24 protein-coding genes, 2 tRNA genes and 2 other RNA genes are annotated in these 26,229 nt (G+C 59.0%); 16 read left to right on the top strand and 12 right to left on the bottom strand.

Annotated elements, in window-relative coordinates:
* Positions 1–41: 41 nt before the first annotated feature.
* The 4 genes from ACMGGH_RS13645 to ghrA all read right to left on the bottom strand — a co-directional run bounded on the left by ACMGGH_RS13645 (position 42) and on the right by ghrA (position 2,956).
* On the bottom strand, positions 42–524 hold the full coding sequence (locus ACMGGH_RS13645; protein ID WP_072201771.1) for a DUF1097 domain-containing protein: 483 nt from the start codon (positions 522–524) through the stop codon (positions 42–44).
* A 96-nt stretch (positions 525–620) separates the two neighbouring features.
* Entirely contained in the window at positions 621–1,175 is a 555-nt protein-coding gene (locus tag ACMGGH_RS13640) for a TorD/DmsD family molecular chaperone (protein WP_028012672.1), read from the bottom strand.
* Between the two features lie 20 nt (positions 1,176–1,195).
* A complete protein-coding gene (locus ACMGGH_RS13635; protein ID WP_028012671.1) occupies positions 1,196–1,933 on the bottom strand; it encodes a phosphatase in 738 nt (245 codons plus the stop codon).
* Positions 1,934–2,017: 84 nt separating this feature from the next.
* Positions 2,018–2,956, bottom strand: coding sequence for a glyoxylate/hydroxypyruvate reductase GhrA (ghrA, locus tag ACMGGH_RS13630; RefSeq protein WP_028012670.1), 939 nt, complete (start codon positions 2,954–2,956; stop codon positions 2,018–2,020).
* A gap of 232 nt (positions 2,957–3,188) precedes the next feature.
* Between ghrA and ACMGGH_RS13625 the strand changes: the two genes are divergently transcribed.
* Positions 3,189–3,276: transfer RNA gene (locus ACMGGH_RS13625), tRNA-Ser, on the top strand.
* A 243-nt stretch (positions 3,277–3,519) separates the two neighbouring features.
* On the opposite strand, the gene ACMGGH_RS13620 is transcribed toward ACMGGH_RS13625, so the two are convergent.
* Complete coding sequence (locus tag ACMGGH_RS13620; RefSeq protein WP_028012669.1) at positions 3,520–4,425, bottom strand: LysR family transcriptional regulator; 906 nt, start codon at positions 4,423–4,425, stop codon at positions 3,520–3,522.
* Between the two features lie 109 nt (positions 4,426–4,534).
* Between ACMGGH_RS13620 and ACMGGH_RS13615 the strand changes: the two genes are divergently transcribed.
* The 5 genes from ACMGGH_RS13615 (at position 4,535) to ACMGGH_RS13595 (ending at position 6,680) form a co-directional block, all read left to right on the top strand.
* Complete coding sequence (locus ACMGGH_RS13615; RefSeq protein WP_045261663.1) at positions 4,535–5,395, top strand: pirin family protein; 861 nt, start codon at positions 4,535–4,537, stop codon at positions 5,393–5,395.
* 20 nt (positions 5,396–5,415) lie between these two features.
* On the top strand, positions 5,416–6,093 hold the full coding sequence (locus ACMGGH_RS13610) for an isochorismatase family protein (protein ID WP_025755865.1): 678 nt from the start codon (positions 5,416–5,418) through the stop codon (positions 6,091–6,093).
* A 137-nt stretch (positions 6,094–6,230) separates the two neighbouring features.
* Positions 6,231–6,318: transfer RNA gene (locus ACMGGH_RS13605), tRNA-Ser, on the top strand.
* Positions 6,319–6,362: 44 nt separating this feature from the next.
* Positions 6,363–6,499: non-coding RNA, RtT sRNA (locus tag ACMGGH_RS13600), on the top strand.
* A gap of 44 nt (positions 6,500–6,543) precedes the next feature.
* Positions 6,544–6,680: non-coding RNA, RtT sRNA (locus tag ACMGGH_RS13595), on the top strand.
* 293 nt (positions 6,681–6,973) lie between these two features.
* On the opposite strand, the gene phoH is transcribed toward ACMGGH_RS13595, so the two are convergent.
* From phoH to efeU, 4 genes are all read right to left on the bottom strand, one after another.
* Positions 6,974–7,762 (bottom strand): phosphate starvation-inducible protein PhoH, encoded by a 789-nt coding sequence (phoH, locus tag ACMGGH_RS13590; protein WP_024908976.1) that lies wholly within the window; start codon positions 7,760–7,762, stop codon positions 6,974–6,976.
* Between the two features lie 499 nt (positions 7,763–8,261).
* Positions 8,262–9,545: an iron uptake transporter deferrochelatase/peroxidase subunit gene (efeB, locus tag ACMGGH_RS13585; protein WP_028012667.1), complete on the bottom strand. Its 1,284-nt coding sequence runs from the start codon at positions 9,543–9,545 to the stop codon at positions 8,262–8,264.
* A 5-nt stretch (positions 9,546–9,550) separates the two neighbouring features.
* Positions 9,551–10,678, bottom strand: coding sequence for an iron uptake system protein EfeO (gene efeO / locus ACMGGH_RS13580; protein ID WP_028012666.1), 1,128 nt, complete (start codon positions 10,676–10,678; stop codon positions 9,551–9,553).
* A 40-nt stretch (positions 10,679–10,718) separates the two neighbouring features.
* Positions 10,719–11,552 carry an iron uptake transporter permease EfeU gene (gene efeU, locus ACMGGH_RS13575; protein WP_028012665.1) on the bottom strand — a complete coding sequence of 278 codons (834 nt, stop codon included), beginning with the start codon at positions 11,550–11,552 and terminating at the stop codon, positions 10,719–10,721.
* A 251-nt stretch (positions 11,553–11,803) separates the two neighbouring features.
* Between efeU and ACMGGH_RS13570 the strand changes: the two genes are divergently transcribed.
* Positions 11,804–12,988, top strand: a complete 1,185-nt coding sequence (locus ACMGGH_RS13570) for a NupC/NupG family nucleoside CNT transporter (RefSeq protein WP_047368266.1) — start codon at positions 11,804–11,806, stop codon at positions 12,986–12,988.
* A gap of 48 nt (positions 12,989–13,036) precedes the next feature.
* On the opposite strand, the gene ACMGGH_RS13565 is transcribed toward ACMGGH_RS13570, so the two are convergent.
* Together ACMGGH_RS13565 and putP are read right to left on the bottom strand one after the other, a co-directional pair.
* Positions 13,037–13,456: a DUF3574 domain-containing protein gene (locus ACMGGH_RS13565; protein WP_194386199.1), complete on the bottom strand. Its 420-nt coding sequence runs from the start codon at positions 13,454–13,456 to the stop codon at positions 13,037–13,039.
* A 116-nt stretch (positions 13,457–13,572) separates the two neighbouring features.
* Complete coding sequence (gene putP / locus ACMGGH_RS13560; protein ID WP_041910546.1) at positions 13,573–15,081, bottom strand: sodium/proline symporter PutP; 1,509 nt, start codon at positions 15,079–15,081, stop codon at positions 13,573–13,575.
* 422 nt (positions 15,082–15,503) lie between these two features.
* Between putP and putA the strand changes: the two genes are divergently transcribed.
* On the top strand, positions 15,504–19,466 hold the full coding sequence (gene putA / locus ACMGGH_RS13555) for a trifunctional transcriptional regulator/proline dehydrogenase/L-glutamate gamma-semialdehyde dehydrogenase (RefSeq protein ID WP_232948075.1): 3,963 nt from the start codon (positions 15,504–15,506) through the stop codon (positions 19,464–19,466).
* 51 nt (positions 19,467–19,517) lie between these two features.
* Positions 19,518–19,913: a lysozyme inhibitor LprI family protein gene (locus ACMGGH_RS13550; protein ID WP_041910548.1), complete on the top strand. Its 396-nt coding sequence runs from the start codon at positions 19,518–19,520 to the stop codon at positions 19,911–19,913.
* Here the strand turns inward: ACMGGH_RS13550 and rutR are convergent.
* Positions 19,910–20,548, bottom strand: a complete 639-nt coding sequence (rutR, locus tag ACMGGH_RS13545; RefSeq protein ID WP_028012659.1) for an HTH-type transcriptional regulator RutR — start codon at positions 20,546–20,548, stop codon at positions 19,910–19,912. The genes ACMGGH_RS13550 and rutR overlap by 4 nt on opposite strands.
* A 245-nt stretch (positions 20,549–20,793) precedes the next feature.
* Here rutR and rutA point away from each other — a divergent pair, with 245 nt between their 5' ends.
* The 7 genes from rutA to rutG are packed head-to-tail and all read left to right on the top strand — an operon-like array spanning position 20,794 to position 26,228.
* Positions 20,794–21,885, top strand: coding sequence for a pyrimidine utilization protein A (rutA, locus tag ACMGGH_RS13540; RefSeq protein WP_041910549.1), 1,092 nt, complete (start codon positions 20,794–20,796; stop codon positions 21,883–21,885).
* Positions 21,885–22,574, top strand: coding sequence for a pyrimidine utilization protein B (gene rutB, locus ACMGGH_RS13535; protein ID WP_232948074.1), 690 nt, complete (start codon positions 21,885–21,887; stop codon positions 22,572–22,574). Before rutA ends, rutB begins: the two co-directional genes overlap by 1 nt.
* Positions 22,575–22,585: 11 nt before the next feature.
* Complete coding sequence (rutC, locus tag ACMGGH_RS13530) at positions 22,586–22,972, top strand: pyrimidine utilization protein C (RefSeq protein ID WP_008499822.1); 387 nt, start codon at positions 22,586–22,588, stop codon at positions 22,970–22,972.
* A 7-nt stretch (positions 22,973–22,979) separates the two neighbouring features.
* The gene (rutD, locus tag ACMGGH_RS13525; RefSeq protein ID WP_232948073.1) at positions 22,980–23,780 is read left to right on the top strand and encodes a pyrimidine utilization protein D; all 801 of its coding nucleotides are present in this window, start codon (positions 22,980–22,982) and stop codon (positions 23,778–23,780) included.
* Between the two features lie 9 nt (positions 23,781–23,789).
* The gene (locus ACMGGH_RS13520; protein WP_232948072.1) at positions 23,790–24,380 is read left to right on the top strand and encodes a malonic semialdehyde reductase; all 591 of its coding nucleotides are present in this window, start codon (positions 23,790–23,792) and stop codon (positions 24,378–24,380) included.
* 12 nt (positions 24,381–24,392) lie between these two features.
* The gene (gene rutF / locus ACMGGH_RS13515) at positions 24,393–24,884 is read left to right on the top strand and encodes an NADH-dependent FMN reductase RutF (RefSeq protein ID WP_032644856.1); all 492 of its coding nucleotides are present in this window, start codon (positions 24,393–24,395) and stop codon (positions 24,882–24,884) included.
* Between the two features lie 21 nt (positions 24,885–24,905).
* Positions 24,906–26,228, top strand: coding sequence for a pyrimidine utilization transport protein G (rutG, locus tag ACMGGH_RS13510; protein WP_045261670.1), 1,323 nt, complete (start codon positions 24,906–24,908; stop codon positions 26,226–26,228).
* The last annotated feature ends 1 nt before the right edge of the window (position 26,229 follow it).

Genomic DNA, 26,229 nt, shown 5'->3' with positions numbered 1-26,229 from the left:
CAGCGCATAAAAAAAGGCGAGATGATTATCTCGCCTTTTTTTTATTCACTCACCGCGGTGATGTTTTGCGTTTTTTCCCGTCGCGCCGCCAGCCAAAGACCGCTGTTCTTCATGGCGTAGCCAAACAGCAGCCCCAGCGCCAGGGAAGGAACCACCAGCTTCCAGTCCCCCTGCCCGGCAAAGGTTGCGCAGGCCCCCATAAAGGTTCCCGGCACAAACGACAGCAGCAGATGCTTCGCCTGGATGCACATCAGGAACGCGACGACACCCGTCATGACGTACCCCAGCATCTCCAGATGCGGCGCCAGCGCGCTGCCTTTCATGATGACCAGCGCCCAGATAACGCCGCTCATCAGCGTGCAGCCTGAGATAAAGAGCCCTTTCAGCCCGCCCTGAGGACAGGCGAAATAGGCCGTGCAGCCCAGGAAGCCAGCCCAGCTTAACAGACCGAGAGACACCGCTACCCATCCCCAAATACCGGAGAGGATGCCCGTCGTGATTGCAATACAAAGTAATATGTTCATGGCGCGCATCTTAGCAGAAGCGCGCCGTAGAAATGCGATCAGAAGCACATTACGTGCAAGTTGAAATGTATCGTTGCAGGATTTTTGTGATTTACATCACTCCTCGCTCTCTTCTTCCAGCTCATCCCACATTGCTGCAATGGCGTCACGCGTCAGCGGGGCCAGCGTTCGCCAGAACGGAGAGGTGGCATGAGCTTCCACTTTACCCAGGAAGGTCCCCACCCACGGCAGCAGATAGGTTTCGAAGAGGATCCCGATGGCTTCATTTTCATCGTCGCCAGCGTTGTCTTCGATCCAGGACGCGGCCAGCAGCAGCGTACCGATATGATCGGCTGGGGTATCGCTCAGGGGCATCCCGCGTTCTGAAAGGAATGCCCGCACTTCCGCTTCGGTCGCTCCTTCCTGCCAGGCGGAACGATACGGCGACACGCGGCACTCTTCGCCCACGAACAGAGCATTGTAGTCCGTTGAGATCTGCTGCATATCGCAGCTTTTCTGCAGGCGCTCCAGTAACTCATCCTGTTCCAGCGGCCAGTTCTGCGCCAGTTTACCTTCGCGAATCAGCGTAAACAGCGGCACCAGCAGCGGGTCCTGCGGCTGGCGGTAATACAGGGAGCCCAGCACGCGGCAAAGGATGGAAAATTCATTCATTGTTCTATTCCGTTATTCAATTAAAGATCGGCAAATTCATCAATCGGCGCCATGCCACGCGACTCGAGGAAATCAAGCATACGACGCGGCGTGACGTTCAGGATGCGCTCTTCCGGGAAATCCACATCCTGCAATATTTTCAGGCACTCGCTAAAATCCCCCAGCGTGAAGGCCGTGTGCGAATCAGAGCCCAGCGCCACCATGCCACCCGCATCACGCACGGCGGCAGCCACTTCGCGACAGTTGGCTTCACTGCCTTTACGCGAGTGCACGAACGAGGAGTTGTTAATCTCCAGCGCCACGCGGTGTTTCGCCGCGGCCTGCGCCACGGCCTGAATATCAATCGGGTATTTCGGATTGCCCGGATGGCTGATGATGTGCACATTGCCGCTGGCAATAGTGGCAATCATCGCCGCGGTATTGGTCTCTTTATCCTGCGGCGGGAAAACCGGCTCATGGAAGCCGGCAAGGATCAGATCTAAGGAGGTCAGCATCGGGCCGGTACAGTCAATTTCACCGTCGGTGTTTTTGATGTTCGCCTCAATGCCGCGCAGTATCCCAATGCCGTCCACCAGACGTGGCCAGATACGCATATTCACAAAATGCCAGTAGTGCGGCGCATCCGCCATATCCGGGCCGTGATCGGTTATCGCGAACAGCTTGATGCCCTTAAGCTTCGCCTGGGCGATATAATCATGGAGGTTGCTATAAGCGTGGGTGCTGGCGACGGTGTGCATATGCAGGTCAACGGGATACATATTTCTCTCCTCTGCGTTTTTTCCAAAGGATAGCAGTTATCAGCGGCGAATATTAGCAAAAACCCGGCGAACGCCGGGTTTCTCTCAGTAGCCGCGCTGTCGGTCGACCTGTCCGGTGACCGGGTTACCCTTCTCTATTTCACCGATCGTGTGCGAGATATAGGCCACCGCCTCGGCAGGTCGCGTCACGGCGGCAACGTGCGGAGTCATTGCCACGCGCGGGTGTCGCCACAGCGGGCTTTCCTCCGGCAGCGGCTCACGGCTGTAGACATCCAGCATGGCGCCTTTAAGCTTCCCGCTATCCAGCGCCTTCAGCAGATCCGGCTCGACCAGATGCACGCCGCGCGCCAGGTTCATCAGGTAGCTCTGGTCGTCCAGCTGGTTGAGCAGGCCTTCATTGATAATCCCCACCGTTTCCGCCGTATTGGGCAGCAGGTTAATCAGCACACGCGTGCCGTTCAGGAAGGCCGGAAGCTCATCCGTTCCGGCAAAGCTCTCAACGCCCGGATAGTCTTTACGGCTGCGGCTCCAGCAGCGCAGCGGGAAGCCCCACGGCGCGAGCGCTTCAGCCACTTTCGAACCCAGCACGCCCGCGCCGAGGATACCAACGGTAAACGCTTCGCGCGGATATTCAGGCAACGGCTCCCAGCGGGATTGCTGCTTAAGCGCCTGATAGTCATCAAAGCGGCGGAACCAGTGCAGCACCTGGCTGACGGCATATTCCTGCATTTGCTGGCCCATACCGGTATCTTCCAGGCGGAACAGAGGAATATCTTCCGGCAGCATTTCAGGGTGTGCTTTCAGCTTGCTCAGAATGGAATCCACGCCGGCTCCAAGCGCGAACACGGCCTTCAGCTTACGGCCCTGGAGCATTTCTACCGGCGGATGCCAGACCAGCGCGTAGTCAGCATGTTCGTTATCGCCCCGCTTCCACTCACGAACGCGAGCGCCCGGCAGTGCCGCAGAAAGTGCCTTAATCCAGTAAGCCGTATCAAAAGTGGGGTGATAGAAGAGTATATCCATAGTCAATCCTGCCTTTTATTGCGCTGATTTATTTTGCTTTTTAACTGGACGGTCAGCATAGCAAATTTATTGCGTGACCGTGTTGTTGATAAAAAAGACGCTTTCAGCACATTTAAGAATCATGTTGCCTGAAGTTTGTCTAAACGCGCTAAATTACTGAAAAAGTGGGTTGACGGCAGTTCGGCTTTTCCTTACATTAGCGCCCGTCCCAGCAACAACGGGATGACAATATGGTGAGGTGTCCGAGTGGCTGAAGGAGCACGCCTGGAAAGTGTGTATACGGCAACGTATCGGGGGTTCGAATCCCCCCCTCACCGCCATATTTTAAGAAGAGCTCGCATGAAAATGCGGGCTTTTTTTTCGCATGTTGCACGCCTGCGGGGGGATGAGAACCCCCGACCGGGGTTCGACAACTGGCGCAGCCAGTTGGACAGACTGTAAGCAAAGCGAACAGGCTGCCCGCAGGGCGAGCGAAGCGAGTCAATCCCCCCCGGTGCTATATTCAGCTCGGTGCAGCCTGAGCGCCTCAGCCTAACCCTCTCCCCAAAAGGGCGAGGGGATCGTTACTCCTCCACCATCCGCGCATACTCTTCAGTAAGAAAATCCACCAGCGTTCTGACGGACGGCAGCAAACCTCGCCTGGAAGGATAAACAGCGTGAATCACTTCCCGTCGGGGTTCCCATGCGTCCAGCACCCTTACCAGTTCCCCGGATGCCAGCTGATCCTTGACCATCAAAATCGGCAGCTGCACCACACCCACCCCCGCCATCGCCGCTTCACGCAGCGCCAGCATGTCGGTGGTAATAAAGCGCGGCGTGTAATGAATCGCGGCTTTCGCTCCCTCCGGCCCGCTCAGCTCCCATCTGTGCAGCTGCTTTCCCACCCCCATGCTCAAACCCGGCCACTCGCTCAGCTCAGAGGGCACGGCAGGGTGACCCATCCGCTCAATCAGTGCAGGGCTCGCCACCAGGCAGTGTCCCCTGTCTGCCAGCACTCTTAACACCAGGTCGCTGTCATCAAACGGACGTGGACGAACGCGGATCGCCACGTCAATGCCCTCGCCCACCAGATCGACCCGTCGGTTGGTGGCCTCAAGCTGAAGATTGATCCCCGGATAGCGCGCCATAAACCGTGCCAGCATGGGACCCACGTGCACGTGCAGCAAGGTGACCGGACAGGTGATCCTGACCACGCCGCGTGGCTCGGCCTGCAACGCCGCCACCGCCTCTTCCGCAGCTTCGGCCTCTACCAGCATGGCTTTACAGTGCTGATAGAACGTCTGCCCCACTTCCGTCACCGTAAACTGCCGGGTGGTGCGCTGGATCAACCGCACGCCAAGGCGCTCTTCCAGCTGGGCAATCCGGCGGCTCAGTTTTGACTTGGGCTGATCGAGCGCCCGACCCGCCGCCGCAAATCCACCATGGTCCACCACCTTCACAAACCACGCGAAATCATTGAGATCCTGCATACGCCCTCATCGTTCCATATTCAGAACAGTGAATGTCATTTTCACTATCTACCGGGATATTAACCCTGAATATAAGCTAATTACATCAACAGAACATCAGGAGTACATCATGAAAAACGTAACAGGCGTTTATACCGCACCTCGTCCGCACTGGGTCGGTGACGGTTTCCCGGTTCGTTCAATGTTTTCTTACCAGACGCACGGCGAGCCGCTGAGCCCGTTTCTGCTGCTGGACTATGCCGGACCGTACACCTTCCCGGCGGACGGCGCGAAACGCGGCGTGGGCGAGCATCCTCATCGCGGCTTTGAAACGGTGACCATCGTTTACGCCGGCGAAGTGGAGCATCGCGACTCCACCGGCAGAGGCGGCGTTATTGGCCCCGGCGACGTGCAGTGGATGACGGCGGGCGCAGGCATCCTGCACGAGGAGTTCCACTCCAGCGCCTTCGCGCAGAAAGGCGGTGAACTAAAAATGATGCAGCTGTGGGTCAACCTGCCCGCCAAAGACAAAATGGCGACGCCCGGCTACCAGAGTATCACCAAAGCGGATATCCCGGTGGTCACGCTGCCGGATAACAGCGGCACGCTGCGGGTCATCGCCGGTCGCCTTGAGGACGTGACGGGCCCGGCCCATACCTTCTCACCGCTGAACGTCTGGGACATCGCGCTTAACCAGGGCAGCCATCTGACGCTCAACCAGCCCGAAGGCTGGAGCACGGCGCTGGTGGTACTTGAGGGCAGCGTAACGGTGAACGGCACCACGCCAGCGGGTGAAGCGCAGCTGGTTGTGCTAAGTCAGAGCGGTGAAAAGCTGCATCTGGAAGCGAACAGCGACGCGAAATTGCTGCTGATGGCCGGTGAGCCGCTGAATGAACCGATTGTGGGCTACGGCCCGTTTGTGATGAACAGTAAAACCGAGATCGCGGAAGCCATTCGTGATTTCAACTCCGGCCGCTTTGGCCAGATCTGAACGTAATTAAGGAGCGCAATATGTCTACCCCTGCAAACTTCAACGGTGCACGTCCCGTCATTGACGTAAATGATGCCGTCATGCTGCTTATCGACCACCAGAGCGGGCTGTTCCAGACCGTCGGCGACATGCCCATGCCGGAGCTGCGCGCCCGTGCGGCGGCGCTGGCAAAGATCGCCACGCTGGCGAAGATCCCGGTGATCACCACCGCCTCCGTTCCACAGGGACCGAACGGCCCGCTTATCCCGGAGATCCACGCCAACGCGCCGCATGCGCAGTATGTGGCCCGCAAAGGTGAGATCAACGCCTGGGATAACCCGGAATTCGTGGCGGCGGTAAAAGCTACCGGTCGCAAGACGTTAATTATTGCAGGCACGATCACCAGCGTCTGCATGGCCTTCCCGTCCATCAGCGCGGTGGCGGACGGATATAAAGTGTTTGCGGTGATTGATGCCTCCGGCACCTACAGCAAAATGGCGCAGGAGATCACCCTGGCCCGCGTGGTCCAGGCAGGCGTGGTGCCGATGGATACCGCCGCTGTGGCCTCTGAGATCCAGCGAACCTGGAACCGTGAAGATGCGGCTGAATGGGCTGAGGTATACACCCACATTTTCCCGGCCTACCAGCTGCTGATCGAAAGCTACGGCAAAGCGCAGGAGGTGGTGAAAAACAGCGAAGTGCTCGATTCGCAGCGTTAATCCTGCGCTGTGCGTCATAAGCTGATTAAGGCTTAACCGAACAAGCACTAATGCAGAAAATCTGCTTGACCGCTTTCGCGCAACTCCCTATAGTAGCGCCCCGTTGCCCCCCAAGCGGTCAGGCAGCAAAACAATATGGTGAGGTGTCCGAGTGGCTGAAGGAGCACGCCTGGAAAGTGTGTATACGGCAACGTATCGGGGGTTCGAATCCCCCCCTCACCGCCATATTTTAAGAAGAGCTCGCATGAAAATGCGGGCTTTTTTTTCGCATGTTGCACGCCTGCGGGGGGATGAGAACCCCCGACCGGGGTTCGACAACTGGCGCAGCCAGTTGGACAGACTGAGAGCGAAGCGAACAGGCTGCCCGAAGGGCGAGCGAAGCGAGTCAATCCCCCCCTCACCGCCATATTTTAAGAAGAGCTCGCATGAAAATGCGGGCTTTTTTTTCGCATGTTGCACGCCTGCGGGGGGATGAGAACCCCCGACCGGGGTTCGACAACTGGCGCAGCCAGTTGGACAGACTGAGAGCGAAGCGAACAGGCTGCCCGAAGGGCGAGCGAAGCGAGTCAATCCCCCCCTCACCGCCATATTTGAAGAAGAGCTCGCATGAAAATGCGGGCTTTTTTTTCGCATATTGCACGCCTGTGGGGGGATGAGAACCCCCGACCGGGGTTCGACAACTGGCGCAGCCAGTTGGACAGACTGTGAGCAAAGCGAACAGGCTGCCCGCAGGGCGAGCGAAGCGAGTCAATCCCCCCCGTAGCTATATTCAGCTCGGTGCGGCCTGAGACCCTCACCCTAACCCTCTCCCCAGGGGAGAGGGAATAAAATGCACATAAAACAAAGCCCGGTTTCCCGGGCCTTGAACGCAACAGCAAACTCAGTAATACGCTTGCAGCGTCCGTTGACACAGCGCCGAGCGCACGCAGTCCTCTTTGGTGAAGCGTACCACCCCAATCATCTCATCTTCCTCAAAACGTGACATGGCGTCGCTGAGGCCGGACTTCACGCCCGACGGCAGGTCACACTGGGTAATATCGCCGTTGACGATAACCGTCACGTTCTCCCCGAGGCGCGTTAAAAACATCTTCATTTGCGCAGCGGTCACGTTCTGAGCCTCGTCGAGAATAACGACCGCATTTTCAAATGTACGTCCGCGCATATAGGCGAACGGCGCGATTTCCACCTTGCCAATCTCTGGTCGCAGGCAGTACTGCATAAAGGATGCACCCAGTCGCTTCACCAGCACGTCATAGACGGGCCTGAAGTACGGAGCAAACTTCTCCGAAATATCGCCGGGCAGGAAGCCGAGATCTTCATCAGCTTGCAGTACAGGACGGGTAACAATAATGCGCTCCACGTCCTTATGGATCAGCGCTTCCGCTGCTTTGGCTGCACTGATCCAGGTTTTCCCGCATCCGGCTTCGCCGGTTGCAAAGATGAGCTGTTTACTCTCGATAGCATTCAGGTAGTGCGCCTGAGCCTCATTGCGCGCCACAATTGGAGAATTATCACGGCTGTCTCTGGCCATGCCAATTGCTTCTACGCCACTCATCTGCACAAGCGAGGTGACCGATTCTTCTTCACGCTGTTTATGGCTACGTGAGTCCCGTCTCAGCACACGTTTTGCTTCGCGACGAGCTTTGATCACTGCTTTTTGTCTTCCCATGGATAGCACCTTGAGTTGTTGGTATTCATCACACGCGCCAGCTTCGGCACGATTATGCGCACGAACATCAGAGGGTTGGCTTCCTTGTAAGCCATTGCTTGCTTTATCAGATGACGATACAGAACGGCTACGCGCACCGGTCTGCACGTCGGTCGAATCAGATTCTTGAGGTGTGGGGGAGAATTTAGTGGTGAGGAAATCGCTGCCGGAGTCTGAGCCTCCGCGCCGGGTGCTGCGGTTGTTATGTTTACCTTGTCCAGTACAGGACGCAACCATTCGCGATCTCCATAGTGATTCAGCATCACTGCCGGGAACTACCGCTGTCTTATCTTAAGTACATCAGGAGTTATCATAAATGCAACATTTATTTTACCTGAATGCAACTTTTAAGACTGTTCCTGCAGCGGAATCAGTCTTATATATGAAGATTACAGAAATATAACAATAAGATAGTCATATGAAAAAATAATGTCCCCGCGAACTATCGCAGGGACGATTATCAGGCTTCCATCAGACCTTGTGCGAGATACGCGCCAGCATCGCGCGCGCCGGGCAGGGCAAAGAAATAGCCGCCGCCGATGGGCTTAATGTACTCTTCCAGCGCTTCGCCGTTTAACCGCTTCTGCACGGTCAGGAAGCCTTTCTCCAGATCGTGCTGATAGCAGACGAACAGCAGCCCCATATCAAGCTGGCCGGAATTGGTCACGCCCAGCGAATAGCTGTAGCCACGGCGCATCATCAGGCTGGACTGCGTCTCTTTGGTGCGCGGGTTGGCAAGGCGAATATGGCTGTCGAGCGCGATAACGTCGCCATCCGGGTCGTTCGCGTAGTCCGGCACATCATGCTCGTGCTTCATGCCCAGCGGCGCCCCGCTCTGCTTGTCGCGGCCAAAAATCGTCTGCTGCTCTTTCAACGGCGTGCGGTCCCAGAACTCCACGTGGAACTGAATAATGCGCACAGCCTGGTAGCTGCCGCCCACAGCCCATGCGGGTTCCCCCTGATCTGCCGTCACCCACACCACGTCTTTCATCAGCGCCGCATCGCTGCTGTCCGGGTTGGCCGTGCCGTCCTTAAAGCCCAGCAGGTTAACCGGCGTCTCTTTGCCTTTGCTGCGGGCGGCGTGGTCAGAGATAAACCCTTCCCGCTTCCAGCGCACGCTCAGCAGATCCGGCGTGTGCTTGATGATATCGCGCAGGGCGTGGATCACCGTGTCCTGGGTATTGGCACAAATCTGCAGGAGCAGATCGCCGTGGCACAGCGCCGCGTCGAGGGAGTCATTCGGGAAGCGCGTCATCTTCTGCAGCGCGTTCGGCTTCTGCTTTGCCAGGCCGTAGCGGCCGTCAAACAGCGACTCCCCTACCGACACGGTAATGGTCAGGTTATCCGGCGCGATAAACGCCCCGAGGATACCGGAATCCATCGGCGGCAGGCGCGGGTTCGGCGTATCCGGTGCCGGCCCGCCCGCGGTAAGAAACGCGATGCGCGCCGTCAGCAGGCGGAACAGACGCTCCAGATCCGCCTTATCGCTGGCCAGCGAATCAAAGGCCACCAGCATCATGGAAGCCTGCTGCGGCGTGAGAATACCCGCCTGGTGCGCGCCATAAAACGGCTGGGTCTCCATGCGGGCATCCGGTGAGAGCGTACCGGGCGCGCTCTGCGGTTTCGCCGCATGCGCCACCGGGCAACCTCCCGCCAGGGCAAACGCGCCGCCCAGCGCCCCTACCCCTTTTAGCAAACGACGTCGGGAAGGTTCCGCCACGTCGAATTCTTCGTGCTTGTTCATCGTGCTTAGTCCAGACCCAGTACGCCGCGCAGCAGGGAGAGATCTTCCGCCAGCGTCGTAATCGGGCCTTTCAGCGCGTTACGGTCGGCGTCGGTCAGCTTGTCGTAGGTTTCGAACCCGTCTTTGGTACGGTACTTCGCCAGGATGGTATCGACCTTTTTGAAGTTGGCATCTACTTTCGCCAGCAGTTCGCCGTTCTCTTTCTGCAGTTGAGGACGCAGCAGCTCGACAATCTTCTGCGCACCGTCGACGTTGGCCTGGAAGTCCCACAGGTCGGTGTGGCTGTAGCGATCTTCTTCACCGCTGATTTTGCTCGCGGCCACTTCTTCAATCAGACCGGCCGCGCCGCCCACCACCTTCGACGGCGGGAAGGCAAGCTCGCTGATGCGCTTTTGCAGCTCCAGCACGTCGGTGTTCAGCTGCCCGGCGTATTTCTCCATTCCTTTGGTGGAGTTATCGCCAAACAGAGCTTTTTCCAGACGGTGGAAGCCGGTGAATTTCGGATCGGCGGCCTTCTGCTCGTAGTCATCTTCGCGGGCATCAATGCTGCCGTCGAGGTCAGAGAACAGCTCGGCAATCGGCTCGATACGCTCGTAGTGCTGACGGGTTGGCGCGTACAGGGATTTCGCTTTTTCGATATCGCCCGCTTTCACGGCGTCGGTGAAGGCTTTGGTACCCGTGACCAGGTCCGCCGTCTCTTTGGTGACGTAGGCTTTATAGGCGGTAATGGCGTCGCCCAGGCTCAGCAGGGCCGTGCCTTTGGCCGCGTCCGCCGTCGCTGCACCTTTGACGATCAGCTTGCCTTTAGGGTTGGTCAGCAGGCCGCAGGTCATGTCGTATTCACCCGGCTGCAGGTTGGCGGTCATCTTCTGGCTGAAGCCCGGCGCGATGTTCTCGCGCTCTTCCACCACCATCACGCCTTTGAGGATCTCCCACTCCAGCGCCTTCTGGCTGTGGTTCTGAATGATAAACTGGGTTTTACCGCTGTTAACCGTGATGGTCATCGGCTCGCACTGCTTATCGTTAACGGTGACTTTTACCTGCGGAATATCCGCAGCCTGCGCAGCGAATGCAGAAGCGAACAGCGCGGCAATGCCTGCGCACAATGCACTACGACGAAACTGAATTGCCATGACTCTTCCCTTAAAAAGTATGTTGTAACTAAAACAATAATTACGGCGCAACGCGCGACGCCTGCGAGCCGGTACGCGGCGGCATCGCGAACAGCACCAGCGCCGGAACCAGATAGATAAAGTACATCGCCACTTCGCTGACGCTCGGCGTTTCCTGGTAGCCGAAGATGCCTTCGAGCAGGGTGCCGGTCAGTGAATGGGTGGAGAGAACGTTGCTAAGATCGAACGCTACGTCCTGGAAGTGGTTCCACAGGCCCGCCTCGTGGAAGGCGCGGATCGCCCCTGCCGCCAGCCCCGCGGCCACCAGCAGAATGAACAGGCTGGTCCACTTAAAGAAGGCGCCCAGGTTGAGGCGAATGCCGCCCCAGTAGAGCAGAAAGCCCAGCACCACCGCCGTTGCCAGACCGAGCATGGCGCCCAGCGGCGGCCAGATGCCCACGTCCTGCTGGAATGCCGCCAGCAGGAAGAAAACCGATTCCAGACCCTCGCGCGCCACGGCGAAAAAGACCATCATGATCAGCGCCCAGCCGTGGTGATTCCCCTTCTGCAGGGCGTTATCCACCGCCTGCTCCAGCTGCACCTTCACGTTGCGGGAAACTTTGCGCATCCAGAAGACCATCCACGTCAGGATGAACACCGCAATCACGGCGACGATACCCTCAAACAGCTCCTGCTCTTTCTGCGGGAATTCGCCGGTGGTTTCATTGATGAGAATACCTAAGCCCAGGCAGAGCGCCGCAGCAAGGAAGACGCCAACCCACATCACGCCAATCCAGCGCCCACGCTGGGTGCGCTTCAGATAGCTGGCGATAAGGCTGACAATCAGGGCCGCTTCAAGGCCTTCACGTAACATAATGAGAAATGGAACAAACATGCCGACACCTTAAATGTTTATCGCGGTCAACTGATGCAAAGAAAGGTAAATTCTTGTGATAGTGATTATCATTACGGCGAAAGGAAACACAAGCGAAATATGTGGTGATTTGATGACGAGTTGTAAACGCAAAGCCTGTTAATAGTTGCCGCCGTTACCGTTAAGTTTATAAGTTATAATAAAAATGCCCATTTACGGTTAACCAGTGCTGTGGCTAAATATCCGCCTCAAAAACCAACCGAAAATATCCCATGTTTAAGATTGTCCATTTCCTGCTGGCGCTGGTGATTATTCTTGCGCTTGCCTGGCTGGTGAGTTTCGACCGCCGAAAAATTCGCATTCGTTATGTTTTACAGCTGATTGTTATTGAAATTGCTTTGGCGTTCTTTTTCCTGCACGCCGAAAGCGGGCTATTCCTGATTAAATACGTTTCCGGCTTCTTTGAGTCACTGCTGAAATTTGCCTCGGAAGGGACGAATTTCGTCTTTGGCGGAATGGGAGAAAAAGGGCTGGCGTTTATTTTCCTCGGCGTGCTGTGTCCGATTATTTTTATTTCCGCACTGATTGGTATTCTCCAGCACTGGCGGATCCTGCCGATTTTTATTCGAATCATCGGGACGCTGCTGTCAAAGCTGAACGGCATGGGCAAGCTGGAATCGTTCAACGCGGTGAGCTCGCTGATCCTCGGCCAGTCGGAAAACTTCATTGCCTATAAAGGCGTGCTGGGGGATCTCTCCTCGCGTCGTCTGTTTACCATGGCGGCCACGGCCATGTCGACGGTCTCCCTGTCGATTGTCGGTGCCTATATGACCATGCTCGACGCCAAATTTGTCGTTGCCGCGCTGATCCTGAACATGTTCAGCACCTTTATTATTCTCTCGGTCATTAACCCGGTACGTCCGGAAGCCGAGCCGGATATCAAGCTGGAAAAACTGCATGAATCCCAGAGCTTCTTTGAAATGCTGGGTGAGTATATTCTGGCCGGTTTTAAGGTGGCGATGATTATTCTGGCGATGCTGATTGGCTTTATCGCCCTCATCAGCGCCGTTAACGCCCTCTTCTCCAGCGTATTCGGCATGAGCTTCCAGCAGATCCTGGGCTATGTGTTTTATCCGCTGGCGTGGCTTATCGGGATTCCACTCAGCGATGCGTTAAACGCGGGCAGCATTATGGCAACCAAGCTGGTGGCGAATGAATTTGTAGCGATGATTGAGCTGCAAAAAATTGCTCATGAAATGTCACCGCGCGGGCTGGGTATTTTGTCCGTCTTCCTGGTGTCGTTTGCCAACTTCGCCTCCATCGGCATCGTCGCCGGGGCGATAAAGGGGCTGAACGAGCAGCAGGGCAACGTGGTGTCGCGGTTTGGTCTGCGCCTGGTATACGGTGCGACGCTGGTGAGCCTGCTGTCGGCGAGCTTTGCGGGATTAGTGCTGTAAATTGCTTTGCTACAAAACAATAACGGCGGGTTATCCCGCCGTTTTTTATTAAAACTGTACGCACACCGGCTGGTCGACCCGCATCACCGATTCCTGCGCGAAACGAGACTTATAGATCCCGCGCAATGCTTCGATGTTCTTCTCGCTCTGCGCATCTTTACCGTGGATCAGCATTAACGCTTTGCTGGATTCACGCGCCACTTTCCCGTCGTTGCCCAGCCACTGCCCGCGCGCATCAAACACCGTTAAGCCATCGCGAAAACGCGGCGTCACGTCCTGGTCAACAAACTGCTGCCACTCGCTGCCGGTAATCTGCGCCCCTGCCGGGCGATTCAAGCCAAAATAGAGCGTGGTCTGCTGCATCTGGTTATCCGCTTTGCAGGTCTCCACCGCCGAACGCTGCGAGGGTGCGTTACAACCCGCCAGCATCAATATTGCCACCGCCATTAACCCTGTTTTGATTGTCATGTGTCGCTATCCTCATTGTTATAAGCACATGGATATCACAGGAAAATACGGATTTTGGCAAGAAAAAAGCCGGGTGGCGCTTGCGCTTACCCGGCCTACGGTACTGCGTGAGAAAATTATTCTGCCTGAAGCTTAGTCGGCGGCGCAGTGTGGTAGTGCGCATCCGCTTCCGCAAAGCGCTTCTGCATAGAGGCAGACGGCGCTTTACCCAGCAGGCTGAACACCACAATACCGATGCTGCCGAAGATGAAGCCCGGAATGATTTCGTACAGGCCCAGCCACGCGAACTGCTTCCAGACGATGACGGTCACCGCACCGATGATCATCCCCGCCAGCGCGCCGTTGCGGGTCATGCGTGACCACATGACGGAGAACAGCACCACCGGCCCAAACGCGGCACCGAAGCCCGCCCACGCGTAGCTCACGAGACCCAGCACGCGGTTTTCCGGGTTGGCCGCCAGCGCAATGGCCACCAGCGCCACCACCAGCACCATAAAGCGCCCTACCCACACCAGCTCTTTCTGGCTCGCATTTTTACGCAGGAAGGCCTTGTAGAGGTCTTCGGTGATTGCACTGGAGCAAACCAGCAGCTGACAGCTCAGGGTGGACATCACCGCCGCCAGGATCGCGGAGAGCAAAATACCGGCAATCCACGGGTTAAACAGAATCTGCGCCAGCTCGATGAACACGCGCTCGGCGTTCTGGTTCACCGCGCCCGCTTGCGCCGGGTTATTGCTGAAGTAGGCGATACCGAAGAAGCCGACCGCACACGCGCCCGCCAGACACAGAATCATCCACGTCATACTGATGCGACGCGCGTGAACGATGGTGTGGTGAGAATCCGCCGCCATAAAGCGCGCCAGAATGTGCGGCTGACCGAAGTAGCCCAGGCCCCAGCCCATCAGGGAAACGATGGCAACGAAGTTCAGCCCTTTCAGCATATCGACGTTTTCAATGCTCTTCTGCTTGATCACTTCCAGCGATTCGCCAAAGCCGCCAACGGTGAAAATCACAATCACCGGGGTCAGGATCAGGGCGAAGATCATCAGGCTCGCCTGCACGGTGTCGGTCCAACTGACGGCCAGGAAGCCGCCCACGAAGGTATAGAGGATGGTTGCCGCGGCACCGGCCCACAGGGCGGTTTCATAGCTCATGCCGAAGGTGCTTTCGAACAGTCGCGCACCCGCCACGATGCCGGAGGCGCAGTAGATGGTGAAGAACAGCAGGATCACCACCGCGGAGATAATGCGCAGAATGCGGCTGTTATCTTCAAAGCGTCCGGTGAAGTAATCCGGCAGCGTCAGGGCATTATTGTTAGCCTCGGTATGCACGCGCAGACGGCCTGCCACCAGCTTCCAGTTGATCCACGCGCCGACGGTCAGGCCGATGGCGATCCAGCTTTCGGAAATACCAGAGATGAAAATCGCGCCCGGCAGCCCCATCAGCAGCCAGCCGCTCATGTCGGATGCGCCCGCAGAGAGCGCGGTGACCATTGGGCCTAAGCTGCGCCCGCCAAGGATGTAGTCGTCAAAGTTTTTAGTGGAACGCCATGCCAAAAACCCTATCAGGATCATGCCAAAAATATAAACGAGAAATGTCACCAGCATCGGTGTGCTAATAGCCATTCAAATTCTCCAAAATGTCGAGCGACAACCGTCCGGGTTGCCTTGTTATGTCATCACCGGAACGTAGTGATGTGTGTATGTGTTTCCGTTGGGCGCGCTATCCTGCCGTATACGCTTCCCACTGACAAACGATTTAACACTGCATTTACATGAATTTCATCCCTGGTTTTATACGTCTTTCCTATAGGTTGCACTCGCTCACATTTATACGGGTTGTACCTTTGAAAAGTGTTAAGCACCGCATAAAACCAGGCTTCGCATGCAGAAGCCAGCGCTTTTTTCCAGCTAACTATTCGTTAACAATCCATTCATTTTCCAGCTTGCAAACCAGGTCACATTTAACACGGTTGCACAAAGTTGCAACATGGTGGATATTTCACGCTATCAACAGAACGCTATTACAGAACAACAGGAGTTTTGGCATGGGGATGACCACCATGGGGGTTAAGCTGGATGACGCGACCCGCGAACGGATTAAGACCGCAGCAACCCGCATTGATCGCACACCGCACTGGTTAATCAAGCAGGCGATTTTTAACTATCTGGAAAGGCTGGAGAGTGAAGACGGCCTGCCTGAGCTGCCTGCCCTGCTGGCGGGCGCAGCGAACGAAAGCGAAGACGCCGCGACGGCGGTGGAAGAAAACCACCAGCCGTTCCTCGAATTTGCCGAGCAGATCCTGCCGCAGTCCGTCAGCCGCGCCGCCATTACCGGGGCTTACCGCCGCGCCGAAACCGACGCCGTGCCAATGCTGCTGGAGCAGGCCCGCCTGCCGGAAGCCATTGCCGCCCAGGCGCACAGCCTGGCGTATCAGTTAGCCGACAAGCTGCGCAACCAGAAAACCGCCACCGGCCGCGCCGGGATGGTGCAGGGCCTGTTGCAGGAGTTCTCCCTCTCCTCACAGGAAGGCGTGGCGCTGATGTGCCTGGCGGAAGCGCTGCTGCGTATTCCGGATAAAGCTACCCGCGACGCGCTGATCCGCGACAAGATCAGCAACGGCAACTGGCACTCCCACATTGGCCGCAGCCCGTCGCTGTTCGTCAACGCCGCCACCTGGGGTCTGCTGTTTACCGGCAAGCTGGTCTCCACCCATAACGAAGCCAACCTGTCACGCTCTCTGAACCGCATTATCGGCAAGAGCGGCGAGCCGCTGATCCGCAAGGGCGTGGACATGGCGATGCGCCTGATGGGCGAGCAGTTCGTCACCGGGGAAACCATTGCCGAAGCGCTGGCGAACGCCCGCAAGCTGGAAGACAAAGGTTTCCGCTACTCCTACGACATGCTGGGTGAAGCGGCGCTCACCGCCGCCGACGCGCAGGCCTACATGGTCTCTTACCAGCAGGCGATCCACGCCATCGGTAAAGCGTCCAACGGTCGCGGTATTTATGAAGGCCCGGGCATCTCTATTAAGCTCTCCGCACTGCACCCGCGCTACAGCCGCGCGCAGTACGACCGGGTGATGGAAGAGCTCTATCCGCGCCTGAAGTCCCTGACCCTGCTGGCGCGCCAGTATGATATCGGCATCAACATCGACGCCGAAGAGGCTGACCGTCTGGAGATCTCCCTCGATCTGCTGGAAAAATTGTGCTTCGAGCCGGAACTGGCAGGCTGGAACGGGATTGGTTTCGTTATTCAGGCCTACCAGAAACGCTGTCCATTCGTCATTGATTACCTGATTGACCTGGCCAGCCGCAGCCGTCGCCGCCTGATGATCCGCCTGGTGAAAGGCGCCTACTGGGACAGCGAAATCAAACGCGCCCAGATGGAAGGTCTGGAAGGCTATCCGGTTTATACCCGCAAGGTCTACACCGACGTCTCTTACCTCGCGTGCGCGAAAAAACTGCTCGGCGTGCCGAACCTGATTTATCCGCAGTTCGCGACCCACAACGCCCATACCCTGGCGGCGATCTACAGCCTGGCCGGGCAGAACTATTATCCGGGCCAGTACGAGTTCCAGTGCCTGCACGGCATGGGCGAACCGCTGTACGAGCAGGTCACCGGTAAAGTGGCGGACGGCAAGCTGAACCGCCCGTGCCGCATCTATGCCCCGGTGGGCACCCACGAAACCCTGCTGGCGTACCTGGTGCGTCGTCTGCTGGAGAACGGGGCGAACACCTCCTTCGTTAACCGTATCGCCGACACCACCCTGCCGCTCGACGAGCTGGTGGCCGATCCGGTGCAGGCCGTTGAGAAGCTGGCGGCGCAGGAAGGCCAGATTGGTCTGCCGCATCCGAAAATTGCCCTGCCGCGCGAGCTGTACGGCGCGGGCCGCGTCAACTCAGCGGGCCTGGATCTGGCGAACGAACACCGTCTGGCGTCGCTCTCCTCTGCCCTGCTCAACAGCGCATTGCAGAAATGGCAGGCCAAACCGATCCTTGAGCAGTCCGTTGAGGACGGTGAAATGCAGCCGGTGATCAACCCGGCAGAGCCGAAGGACATCGTCGGCTACGCGCGTGAAGCAACCGAAGCGGAAGTGGACCAGGCGCTGGAGAGCGCGGTGAATAACGCGCCAATCTGGTTCGCCACCCCGCCGCAGGAGCGTGCCGCCATTCTGGAACGTGCCGCGGTGCTGATGGAAGATCAGATGCAGCAGCTCATCGGCATTCTGGTGCGTGAGGCGGGGAAAACCTTCAGCAACGCCATCGCCGAAGTGCGTGAGGCGGTCGACTTCCTGCACTACTACGCCGGTCAGGTGCGCGATGATTTCGACAACGAAACGCACCGTCCGCTCGGTCCGGTGGTCTGTATCAGCCCGTGGAACTTCCCGCTGGCCATCTTCACCGGCCAGATTGCCGCCGCCCTTGCCGCAGGCAACAGCGTGCTGGCGAAACCGGCAGAGCAAACCCCGCTGATTGCCGCCCAGGGCATCAACATTCTTCTGGAAGCAGGCGTTCCGGCGGGCGTGGTGCAACTGCTGCCTGGGCGCGGTGAAACGGTGGGCGCCAAACTCACCTCCGATAACCGCGTGCGCGGCGTGATGTTTACCGGTTCGACCGAAGTGGCCTCCCTGCTGCAACGCAACATCGCCACCCGTCTGGATGCGCAGGGTCGTCCTACCCCGCTTATCGCCGAAACTGGCGGCATGAACGCCATGATTGTTGACTCCTCAGCGCTCACCGAGCAGGTGGTTGTTGACGTGCTGGCCTCCGCCTTCGACAGCGCCGGTCAGCGCTGCTCCGCCCTGCGCGTGCTGTGCTTACAGGATGACGTGGCTGACCACACGCTGAAGATGCTGCGCGGCGCGATGGCGGAATGCCGCATGGGCAACCCGGGCCGTCTCACCACCGACATCGGGCCGGTGATCGACGCGGAAGCCAAAGCCAACATTGAGAACCACATTCAGGCCATGCGCGCCAAAGGCCGCCCGGTGTTCCAGGCGGTGCGCGAGAACAGCGAAGATGCCCGCGAGTGGCAGACTGGCACCTTCGTGCCGCCTACGCTGATTGAGCTGGCAAGCTTCGACGAGCTGAAAAAAGAGGTCTTCGGCCCGGTGCTGCACGTGGTGCGTTACAACCGTAACAACCTCAACGCGCTTATCGACCAGATCAACGCCTCCGGCTACGGCCTGACGCTCGGCGTGCATACCCGTATCGACGAGACCATTGCGCAGGTCACCGGCACGGCCAAAGTCGGCAACCTGTACGTCAACCGCAACATGGTTGGTGCGGTCGTGGGCGTGCAGCCGTTCGGCGGCGAAGGCCTTTCCGGCACCGGTCCGAAAGCGGGCGGCCCGCTCTACCTGTACCGTCTGCTGGCAAACCGTCCGGAAAATGCGCTGGGCGTGACGCTGGCACGTCAGGACGCTGAATATCCGGTGGACGCGCAGGTGAAAGCCGTGCTGACCCAGCCGCTGGAGGCGCTGATTAAGTGGGCTGATAACCGTCCTGAACTGCGTGCGATTGCCCAGCAGTACGGCGAGCTGGCGCAGGCCGGTACCCAGCGTTTGCTGCCGGGGCCAACCGGCGAGCGCAACACCTGGACGCTGATGCCGCGCGAGCACGTTCTGTGCGTGGCGGATAACGAGCAGGACGCGCTGGTACAGCTAGCCGCGGCGATGGCCACCGGGTGTGAAGTGCTGTGGCCGGACGATGCGCTGCATCGCGATCTCGCCAAACAGCTGCCGAAAGCGGTTTCGGCTCGCATTCGCTTTGCGAAGGCCGATGCCCTGCTGACCCAGCCGTTTGACGCGGTGATCTACCACGGTGATTCCGACCAGCTGCGCGAGCTGTGCGAGCAGGTGGCGGCCCGCAGCGGGGCGATTGTTTCCGTGCAGGGCTTCGCCCGCGGGGAAACCAACCTGCTGCTGGAGCGTCTGTACGTGGAGCGCTCGCTCAGCGTCAACACCGCGGCGGCGGGCGGTAACGCCAGCCTGATGACAATCGGCTAACGCTGTGCTAATAAGGCTCCGGAGACGGAGCCTTATTTTATTGGGGAGTATATGAAACGATATCTTATCGCCGGTGCGGCACTGCTGCTCAGCACCAGCGCGCTGGCCAACGAGTGCGACAACGCCACTACGCAGCTTGAACTGAACACCTGTAGCGCGCAGCAGTACCAGGCAGCCGATAAAAAACTCAACCAGACCTACCAGGCCGCCATCAAACGCGCGGCGGCCCCCCAGCGCGACCTGCTGAAAAAAGCGCAACAGGCGTGGATTACCCTACGCGACGCGGACTGCGCGTTTATCGGTTCGGGGACGGAAGGCGGGAGCGTCCAGCCAATGATTGTTAACCAGTGCCTGGCGGAAAAAACCGTGGAGCGCGAGGCGTTTCTGGCCTCGCTGATGCAGTGTGAAGAGGGCGACTTAAGCTGCCCTCTCCCGCCGGGCAATTAACGCACGCGGATCCCTTCGATAATCATCCGCTGCACGTTTTCGAGGGTGCTCTGGAAAAACGCCTCGTCCTGGAGCGTTTTACCGGTCACCGCCTCAACCTGGGCCGCAAAGTCAGCATAATGCTGGGTAGCGGCCCAGATCATAAAGATCAGGTGCTGCGGGTCGACCGGGGCCAGCTTTCCGCTGGCAACCCATCCGGCGATAATCGCCGACTTATCGTCCACCAGCTGCTTTAAATCCCCCGTCAGCTCCGCCTGCAGCAGCGGCGCGCCCTGCAGCATCTCAAGACAAAACAGCCTTGACGCCTGCGGGTAATCGCGCGACACCTCGAGCTTCAGGCGAATGTACTCCTCGATAGCCACCAGCGGGGCCAGCTCTTCGCGAAATGCCTTGAGCGGCGCCAGCCAGATATCGAGGATCTGCTGCATCACCGCCACATACAGCGCCTCTTTCGACGGGTAATAGTAGAGCAGATTGGTTTTAGACACCCCGGACTGCTCCGCCACCTGCTCCAGGCGCGTGCCGTGAATGCCAAACTGTGAAAAGGTCTCCAGCGCGGCGCTGAGGATCGCCTGCTTTTTGGCGCTCACCGCCTGCGAACGTTTTCCGGGTGTTTTCACTGCGCCTTGTGTCATTTCCGCTCTCCATTTTCTTTCCTGCGCTCAGCATAGCAAAACCCCCGCCTCGCCACGACCTTCTGCACCCCCATCGCGCATGAGTGCCTGTTTTCTGTGCAATGTTTTTGACCATTTAGTCCACATTTAGCGGCATCAATCCCCCAACCTTTGATTAACACATTAATAACACAAACGTTTTCAAAACTGGCATTGCCTTTGCAAAACCACCGTTACACCTGCGACGTAATGAAGAGAGGTTCGTGATGAAAATTGGCGTATTTGTACCCATCGGCAACAACGGCTGGCTTATCTCGACCACTGCACCGCAGTACATGCCGACCTTTGAGCTGAACAAAGCCATCGTGCAGAAAGCGGAGCACTACCATTTCGACTTTGCGCTTTCGATGATCAAGCTGCGCGGCTTTGGCGGCAAAACGGAATTCTGGGATCACAACCTGGAGTCCTTCACTCTGATGGCCGGGCTGGCAGCGGTTACCTCGCGGATCCAGATCTACGCCACCGCGGCCACACTCACCCTTCCGCCCGCGATCGTGGCACGCATGGCCTCCACCATCGACTCCATCTCCGGCGGGCGCTTTGGCGTTAACCTGGTCACCGGCTGGCAAAAACCGGAGTACGAGCAGATGGGACTCTGGCCGGGCGACGATTACTTCTCCCGTCGCTACGACTACCTGACCGAATACGTGCAGGTCCTGCGCGACCTGTGGGGCACCGGCAAAAGCGACTTCAAAGGCGACTTCTTTACCATGAACGACTGCCGCGTCAGCCCGCAGCCGTCGGTGCCGATGAAGGTGATTTGCGCCGGGCAGAGCGACGCGGGGATGGAATTCTCCGCGAAATACGCCGACTTTAACTTCTGCTTCGGCAAAGGCGTTAACACCCCTGCCGCCTTTGCCCCGACCGCGGCACGCATGAAGGAGGCCGCCGACAAAACCGGGCGCGACGTGGGCTCGTACGTGCTGTTCATGGTCATTGCCGACGAAACGGACGACGCCGCGCGCGCCAAATGGGAGCGGTATAAGGACGGCGCTGACGACGAAGCCCTGAGCTGGCTTACCGAGCAGAGCCAGAAAGACACCCGTTCCGGCGCAGACACCAACGTGCGTCAGATGGCCGACCCGACCTCCGCCGTCAATATCAACATGGGCACGCTGGTCGGCTCGTACGCCAGCGTTGCCAGGATGCTCGACGAAGTGGCGGCCGTGCCCGGGGCGGAAGGCGTCCTGCTGACCTTCGATGATTTCCTCACCGGCGTGGAAACCTTCGGCGAGCGCATCCAGCCGCTGATGCAGTGCCGCGCCCATATCCCTGCCGTCACGAAGGAGGTGGCGTAATGACGACCTTAAACGCTCGCCCGGAAGCCATCACCTTTGCGCCGCAGCAGAGCGCGCTGATCGTGGTGGACATGCAAAACGCCTATGCCAGCCAGGGCGGTTATCTGGATCTGGCGGGGTTTGACGTCTCCGCCACAAGGCCGGTGATCGAGAACATCAAAACCGCCGTGCACGCCGCGCGCGCTGCGGGAATGCTCATCATCTGGTTCCAGAACGGCTGGGATGACCAGTACGTCGAGGCCGGCGGCCCCGGCTCGCCCAACTTCCACAAGTCGAACGCCCTGAAAACCATGCGCAAGCGGCCCGAACTGCAGGGCAAGCTGCTGGCCAAAGGCGGCTGGGATTATCAACTGGTGGACGAGCTGGTCCCGCAGGCGGGCGATATCGTCCTGCCGAAACCGCGCTACAGCGGCTTTTTCAACACCCCGCTCGACAGCCTGCTGCGCAGCCGGGGCATTCGCCACCTGGTGTTCACCGGCATTGCCACCAACGTCTGCGTGGAATCGACCCTGCGCGACGGCTTTTTCCTCGAGTATTTCGGCGTGGTGCTGGAAGACGCGACCCATCAGGCCGGGCCGGAATTCGCCCAAAAGGCAGCTTTGTTCAATATCGAAACCTTTTTTGGCTGGGTCAGTAACGTTGCGGATTTCTGCGACGCCCTGAATCCTCCGCTCGCCCGTATCGCCTGAGGAGACACACGATGCCGAAATCCGTAATCATCCCGCCGGGCACCAGCACGCCCATCGCCCCGTTCGTCCCCGGCACCCTCGCCGACGGCGTGGTGTATGTCTCCGGCACGCTGCCGTTTGATAAAGACAACAACGTGGTATTTATCAACGACCCAAAGGCGCAAACCCGCCACGTGCTGGAGACGATCAAAACCGTGATCGAAACGGCGGGTGGCACCATGGAGGACGTGACCTTCAACAGCATCTTTATCACCGACTGGAAAAACTACGCCGCGATTAACGAAATCTACGCCGAGTTCTTCCCCGGCGATAAACCGGCGCGGTTCTGCATTCAGTGCGGGCTGGTAAAACCGGACGCGCTGGTTGAGATCGCCACCGTTGCGCACATCGCGAAGTGAGGCAGGCATGAAACTTTCCGTCTCGCCGCCGCCGTACGAGGGTGCGCCCGTGGTGGTCTTTATTTCCGGTCTCGGCGGCAGCGGCAGCTACTGGCTGCCCCAGCAGGCCGCGCTGGAGCCGGAGTATCAGGTGGTGTGCTATGACCAGCGGGGAACGGGCAATAACCCCGACACCCTGCCGGAGAGTTACAGCCTTGCGCAGATGGCAGACGAGCTCGCCCAGGCGCTGGCTGACGCAGGCATTGCGCGCTACAGCGTCGTCGGGCACGCGCTCGGCGCGCTGGTCGGCCTGCAGCTGGCCCTCGACAGGCCCGACGCCCTCACCGCGCTGGTGTGCGTCAACGGCTGGCTGACCCTCAATGCCCACACCCGCCGCTGTTTTGACGTTCGCGAGCGGCTGCTGCATTCCGGCGGCGCGCAGGCGTGGGTCGAGGCGCAGCCGCTGTTTCTATACCCGGCAGACTGGATGGCCGCCCGCGCGCCGCGTCTGGAGGCCGAAGAAGCGCTGGCGCTGGCCCATTTCCAGGGTAAAACCAACCTGCTGCGCAGGCTCAGCGCCCTGAAAAAAGCCGACTTCCGCCGCCAGTCCGCACGCATTCGCTGCCCGGTTCACATTATCTGTTCCGCCGACGACGTGCTGGTGCCGTCCGTCTGTTCCGCTGAACTGCACGCCGCCCTCCCGCACGCCCACAAAACGGTCATGCGCCAGGGCGGACATGCCTGCAACGTCACCGAACCGGACACCTTTAACACCCTGCTGCTGAACGGGCTTGCCAGCCTGCTGCACAGCCCTGAACCCGCTTTATAAGGAGCTTTAATGAGCGAAGCCATTACCCCCGCCGCGCTGGAAACGCTGTTCACCAGTGCCCGCACCCACAACGGCTGGCTGGATATGCCGGTCAGCGACGAGACGCTGCGCGAGATGTATGACCTGATGAAATGGGGCCCAACGTCTGCCAACTGCTCACCGGCGCGCATTATCTTTGTGCGAAGCGCAGAGGGAAAAGAGAAGCTGCGCCCGGCGCTCTCCAGCGGCAACCTCGAGAAAACGCTTACCGCCCCGGTGACAGCGATTGTCGCCTGGGACGGGGAATTCTACGAGCGCCTGCCCGAGCTTTTCCCGCACGGCGATGCCAGAAGCTGGTTTACCGCAAGCCCCGCGCTGGCGGAAGAGACGGCCTTTCGCAACAGCTCAATGCAGGCCGCGTATCTGATTTTCGCCTGCCGCGCACTCGGCATGGACACCGGCCCGATGTCGGGCTTTGACCGACAAAAGGTCGACGAGGCCTTTTTCACCGGCACAACGCTTAAAAGCAACCTGCTGATCAACATTGGCTATGGCGATACGCGCAAACTTTACGGGCGCCTGCCGCGCCTGACCTTCGACGATGCCTGCGGACTGGCGTAAGGAGCGATCGTGATGACACCCGATAAACAGACCTTTCGCGACGCCATGGCCTGCGTCGGCGCGGCGGTCAACATCATCACCACCGACGGCCCGGCGGGGATGGCGGGCTTTACCGCCAGCGCGGTATGCAGCGTCACGGATTCCCCTCCCACCCTGCTGGTGTGCCTGAACCGCGGCGCGTCGGTCTGGCCCACGTTCAGCGAAAACCGCACCCTGTGCGTGAATACCCTGAGCGCCGGACAGGAGCCTTTATCCAATCTGTTTGGCGGCAAAACGCCGATGGCGGAACGCTTTACCGCCGCCCGCTGGCAGACGGGCGACACGGGCTGCCCGCGTCTGGAGGATGCGCTGGCCTCCTTTGACTGCCGCATCAGCCAGGTGGTCAGCGTCGGTACCCACGACATTCTGTTTTGCGACATCGTATCGATTATTCGCCACCCCGCACCGCAAGGTCTGGTGTGGTTTGACCGCAGCTACCACGCGCTTATGCGACCCGCCTGCTAAGGCGCTTTAAGGAGACAGACCATGTTCGGATTTCCCCACTGGCAGTTGAAATCGACCTCCACTGAAGCAGGCGTGGTCGCGCCGGATGAACGCCTCCCGCTCGGGCAAACCATGGTGATGGGCGTCCAGCATGCGGTCGCGATGTTTGGCGCGACGGTATTGATGCCGATGCTGATGGGGCTCGATCCCAACCTGTCTATTCTGATGTCGGGAATCGGCACCCTGCTGTTCTTTTTTGTTACCGGCGGGCGCGTGCCCAGCTACCTGGGCTCCAGTGCCGCTTTTGTCGGCGTGGTGATCGCCACTACCGGTTTTAACGGCCAGGGGATCAACCCCAACCTGAGCGTGGCCCTCGGCGGCATCATCGCCTGCGGGCTGGTCTATACCCTGATTGGTCTCGTTGTGATGAAGATCGGCACGCGCTGGATCGAACGGATGATGCCCCCCGTCGTCACCGGCGCGGTGGTGATGGCGATAGGCCTGAACCTCGCGCCGATTGCGGTGAAAAGCGTCTCCGCTTCGCCGTTTGAAAGCTGGATGGCGGTGATCACGGTGCTGTGCATCGGCCTGGTGGCAGTCTTTACCCGGGGCATGATCCAGCGTCTGCTGATCCTGGTCGGGCTGATTGTCGCCTGTCTGATCTACGCCCTGCTGGCGAACGTGTTCGGCATGGGCAAGCCGGTCGATTTTACCCTGCTTCATCAGGCCGCCTGGTTCGGTCTGCCGCAGGTGACCTCGCCCACCTTTAACACGCAGGCGATGATGCTTATCGCCCCGGTGGCGGTGATCCTGGTGGCGGAAAACTTAGGGCACCTGAAGGCGGTGGCGGGAATGACCGGGCGCAGCATGGATCCGTACATGGGCCGCGCGTTCGTCGGCGACGGGCTGGCGACCATGCTCTCAGGCTCCGTGGGCGGCAGCGGCGTGACCACCTACGCGGAAAACATCGGCGTGATGGCGGTGACCAAGGTCTACTCAACGCTGGTCTTCGTGGCGGCGGCGGTAATGGCGATCCTTCTTGGTTTCTCACCGAAGTTCGGCGCGCTGATCCACACCATTCCGTCACCGGTCATCGGCGGCGCGTCGATTGTGGTGTTCGGGCTGATCGCCGTGGCCGGGGCGCGCATCTGGGTACAACATCGGGTCGACCTCAGCCAGAACAGCAACCTGATCATGGTGGCCGTCACGCTGGTGCTGGGCGCGGGCGATTTTGCCCTGACGCTGGGCGGGTTTACGATTGGCGGGATTGGTACGGCGACTTTCGGCGCGATCCTGCTTAACGCCCTGCTGAGCCGCCGGATGGCTGCCGCGCCGCAGGCCGCCGCAGCGCATCAGGATTCGTGAA

Origin of the sequence: Enterobacter sp. BNK-16, assembly GCF_048684955.1 — a bacterium.
Classification (GTDB): domain Bacteria; phylum Pseudomonadota; class Gammaproteobacteria; order Enterobacterales; family Enterobacteriaceae; genus Enterobacter; species Enterobacter bugandensis.
Note: the sequence above shows the minus strand (reverse complement) of the source record. Positions and strands in the feature narration are given on the sequence as shown.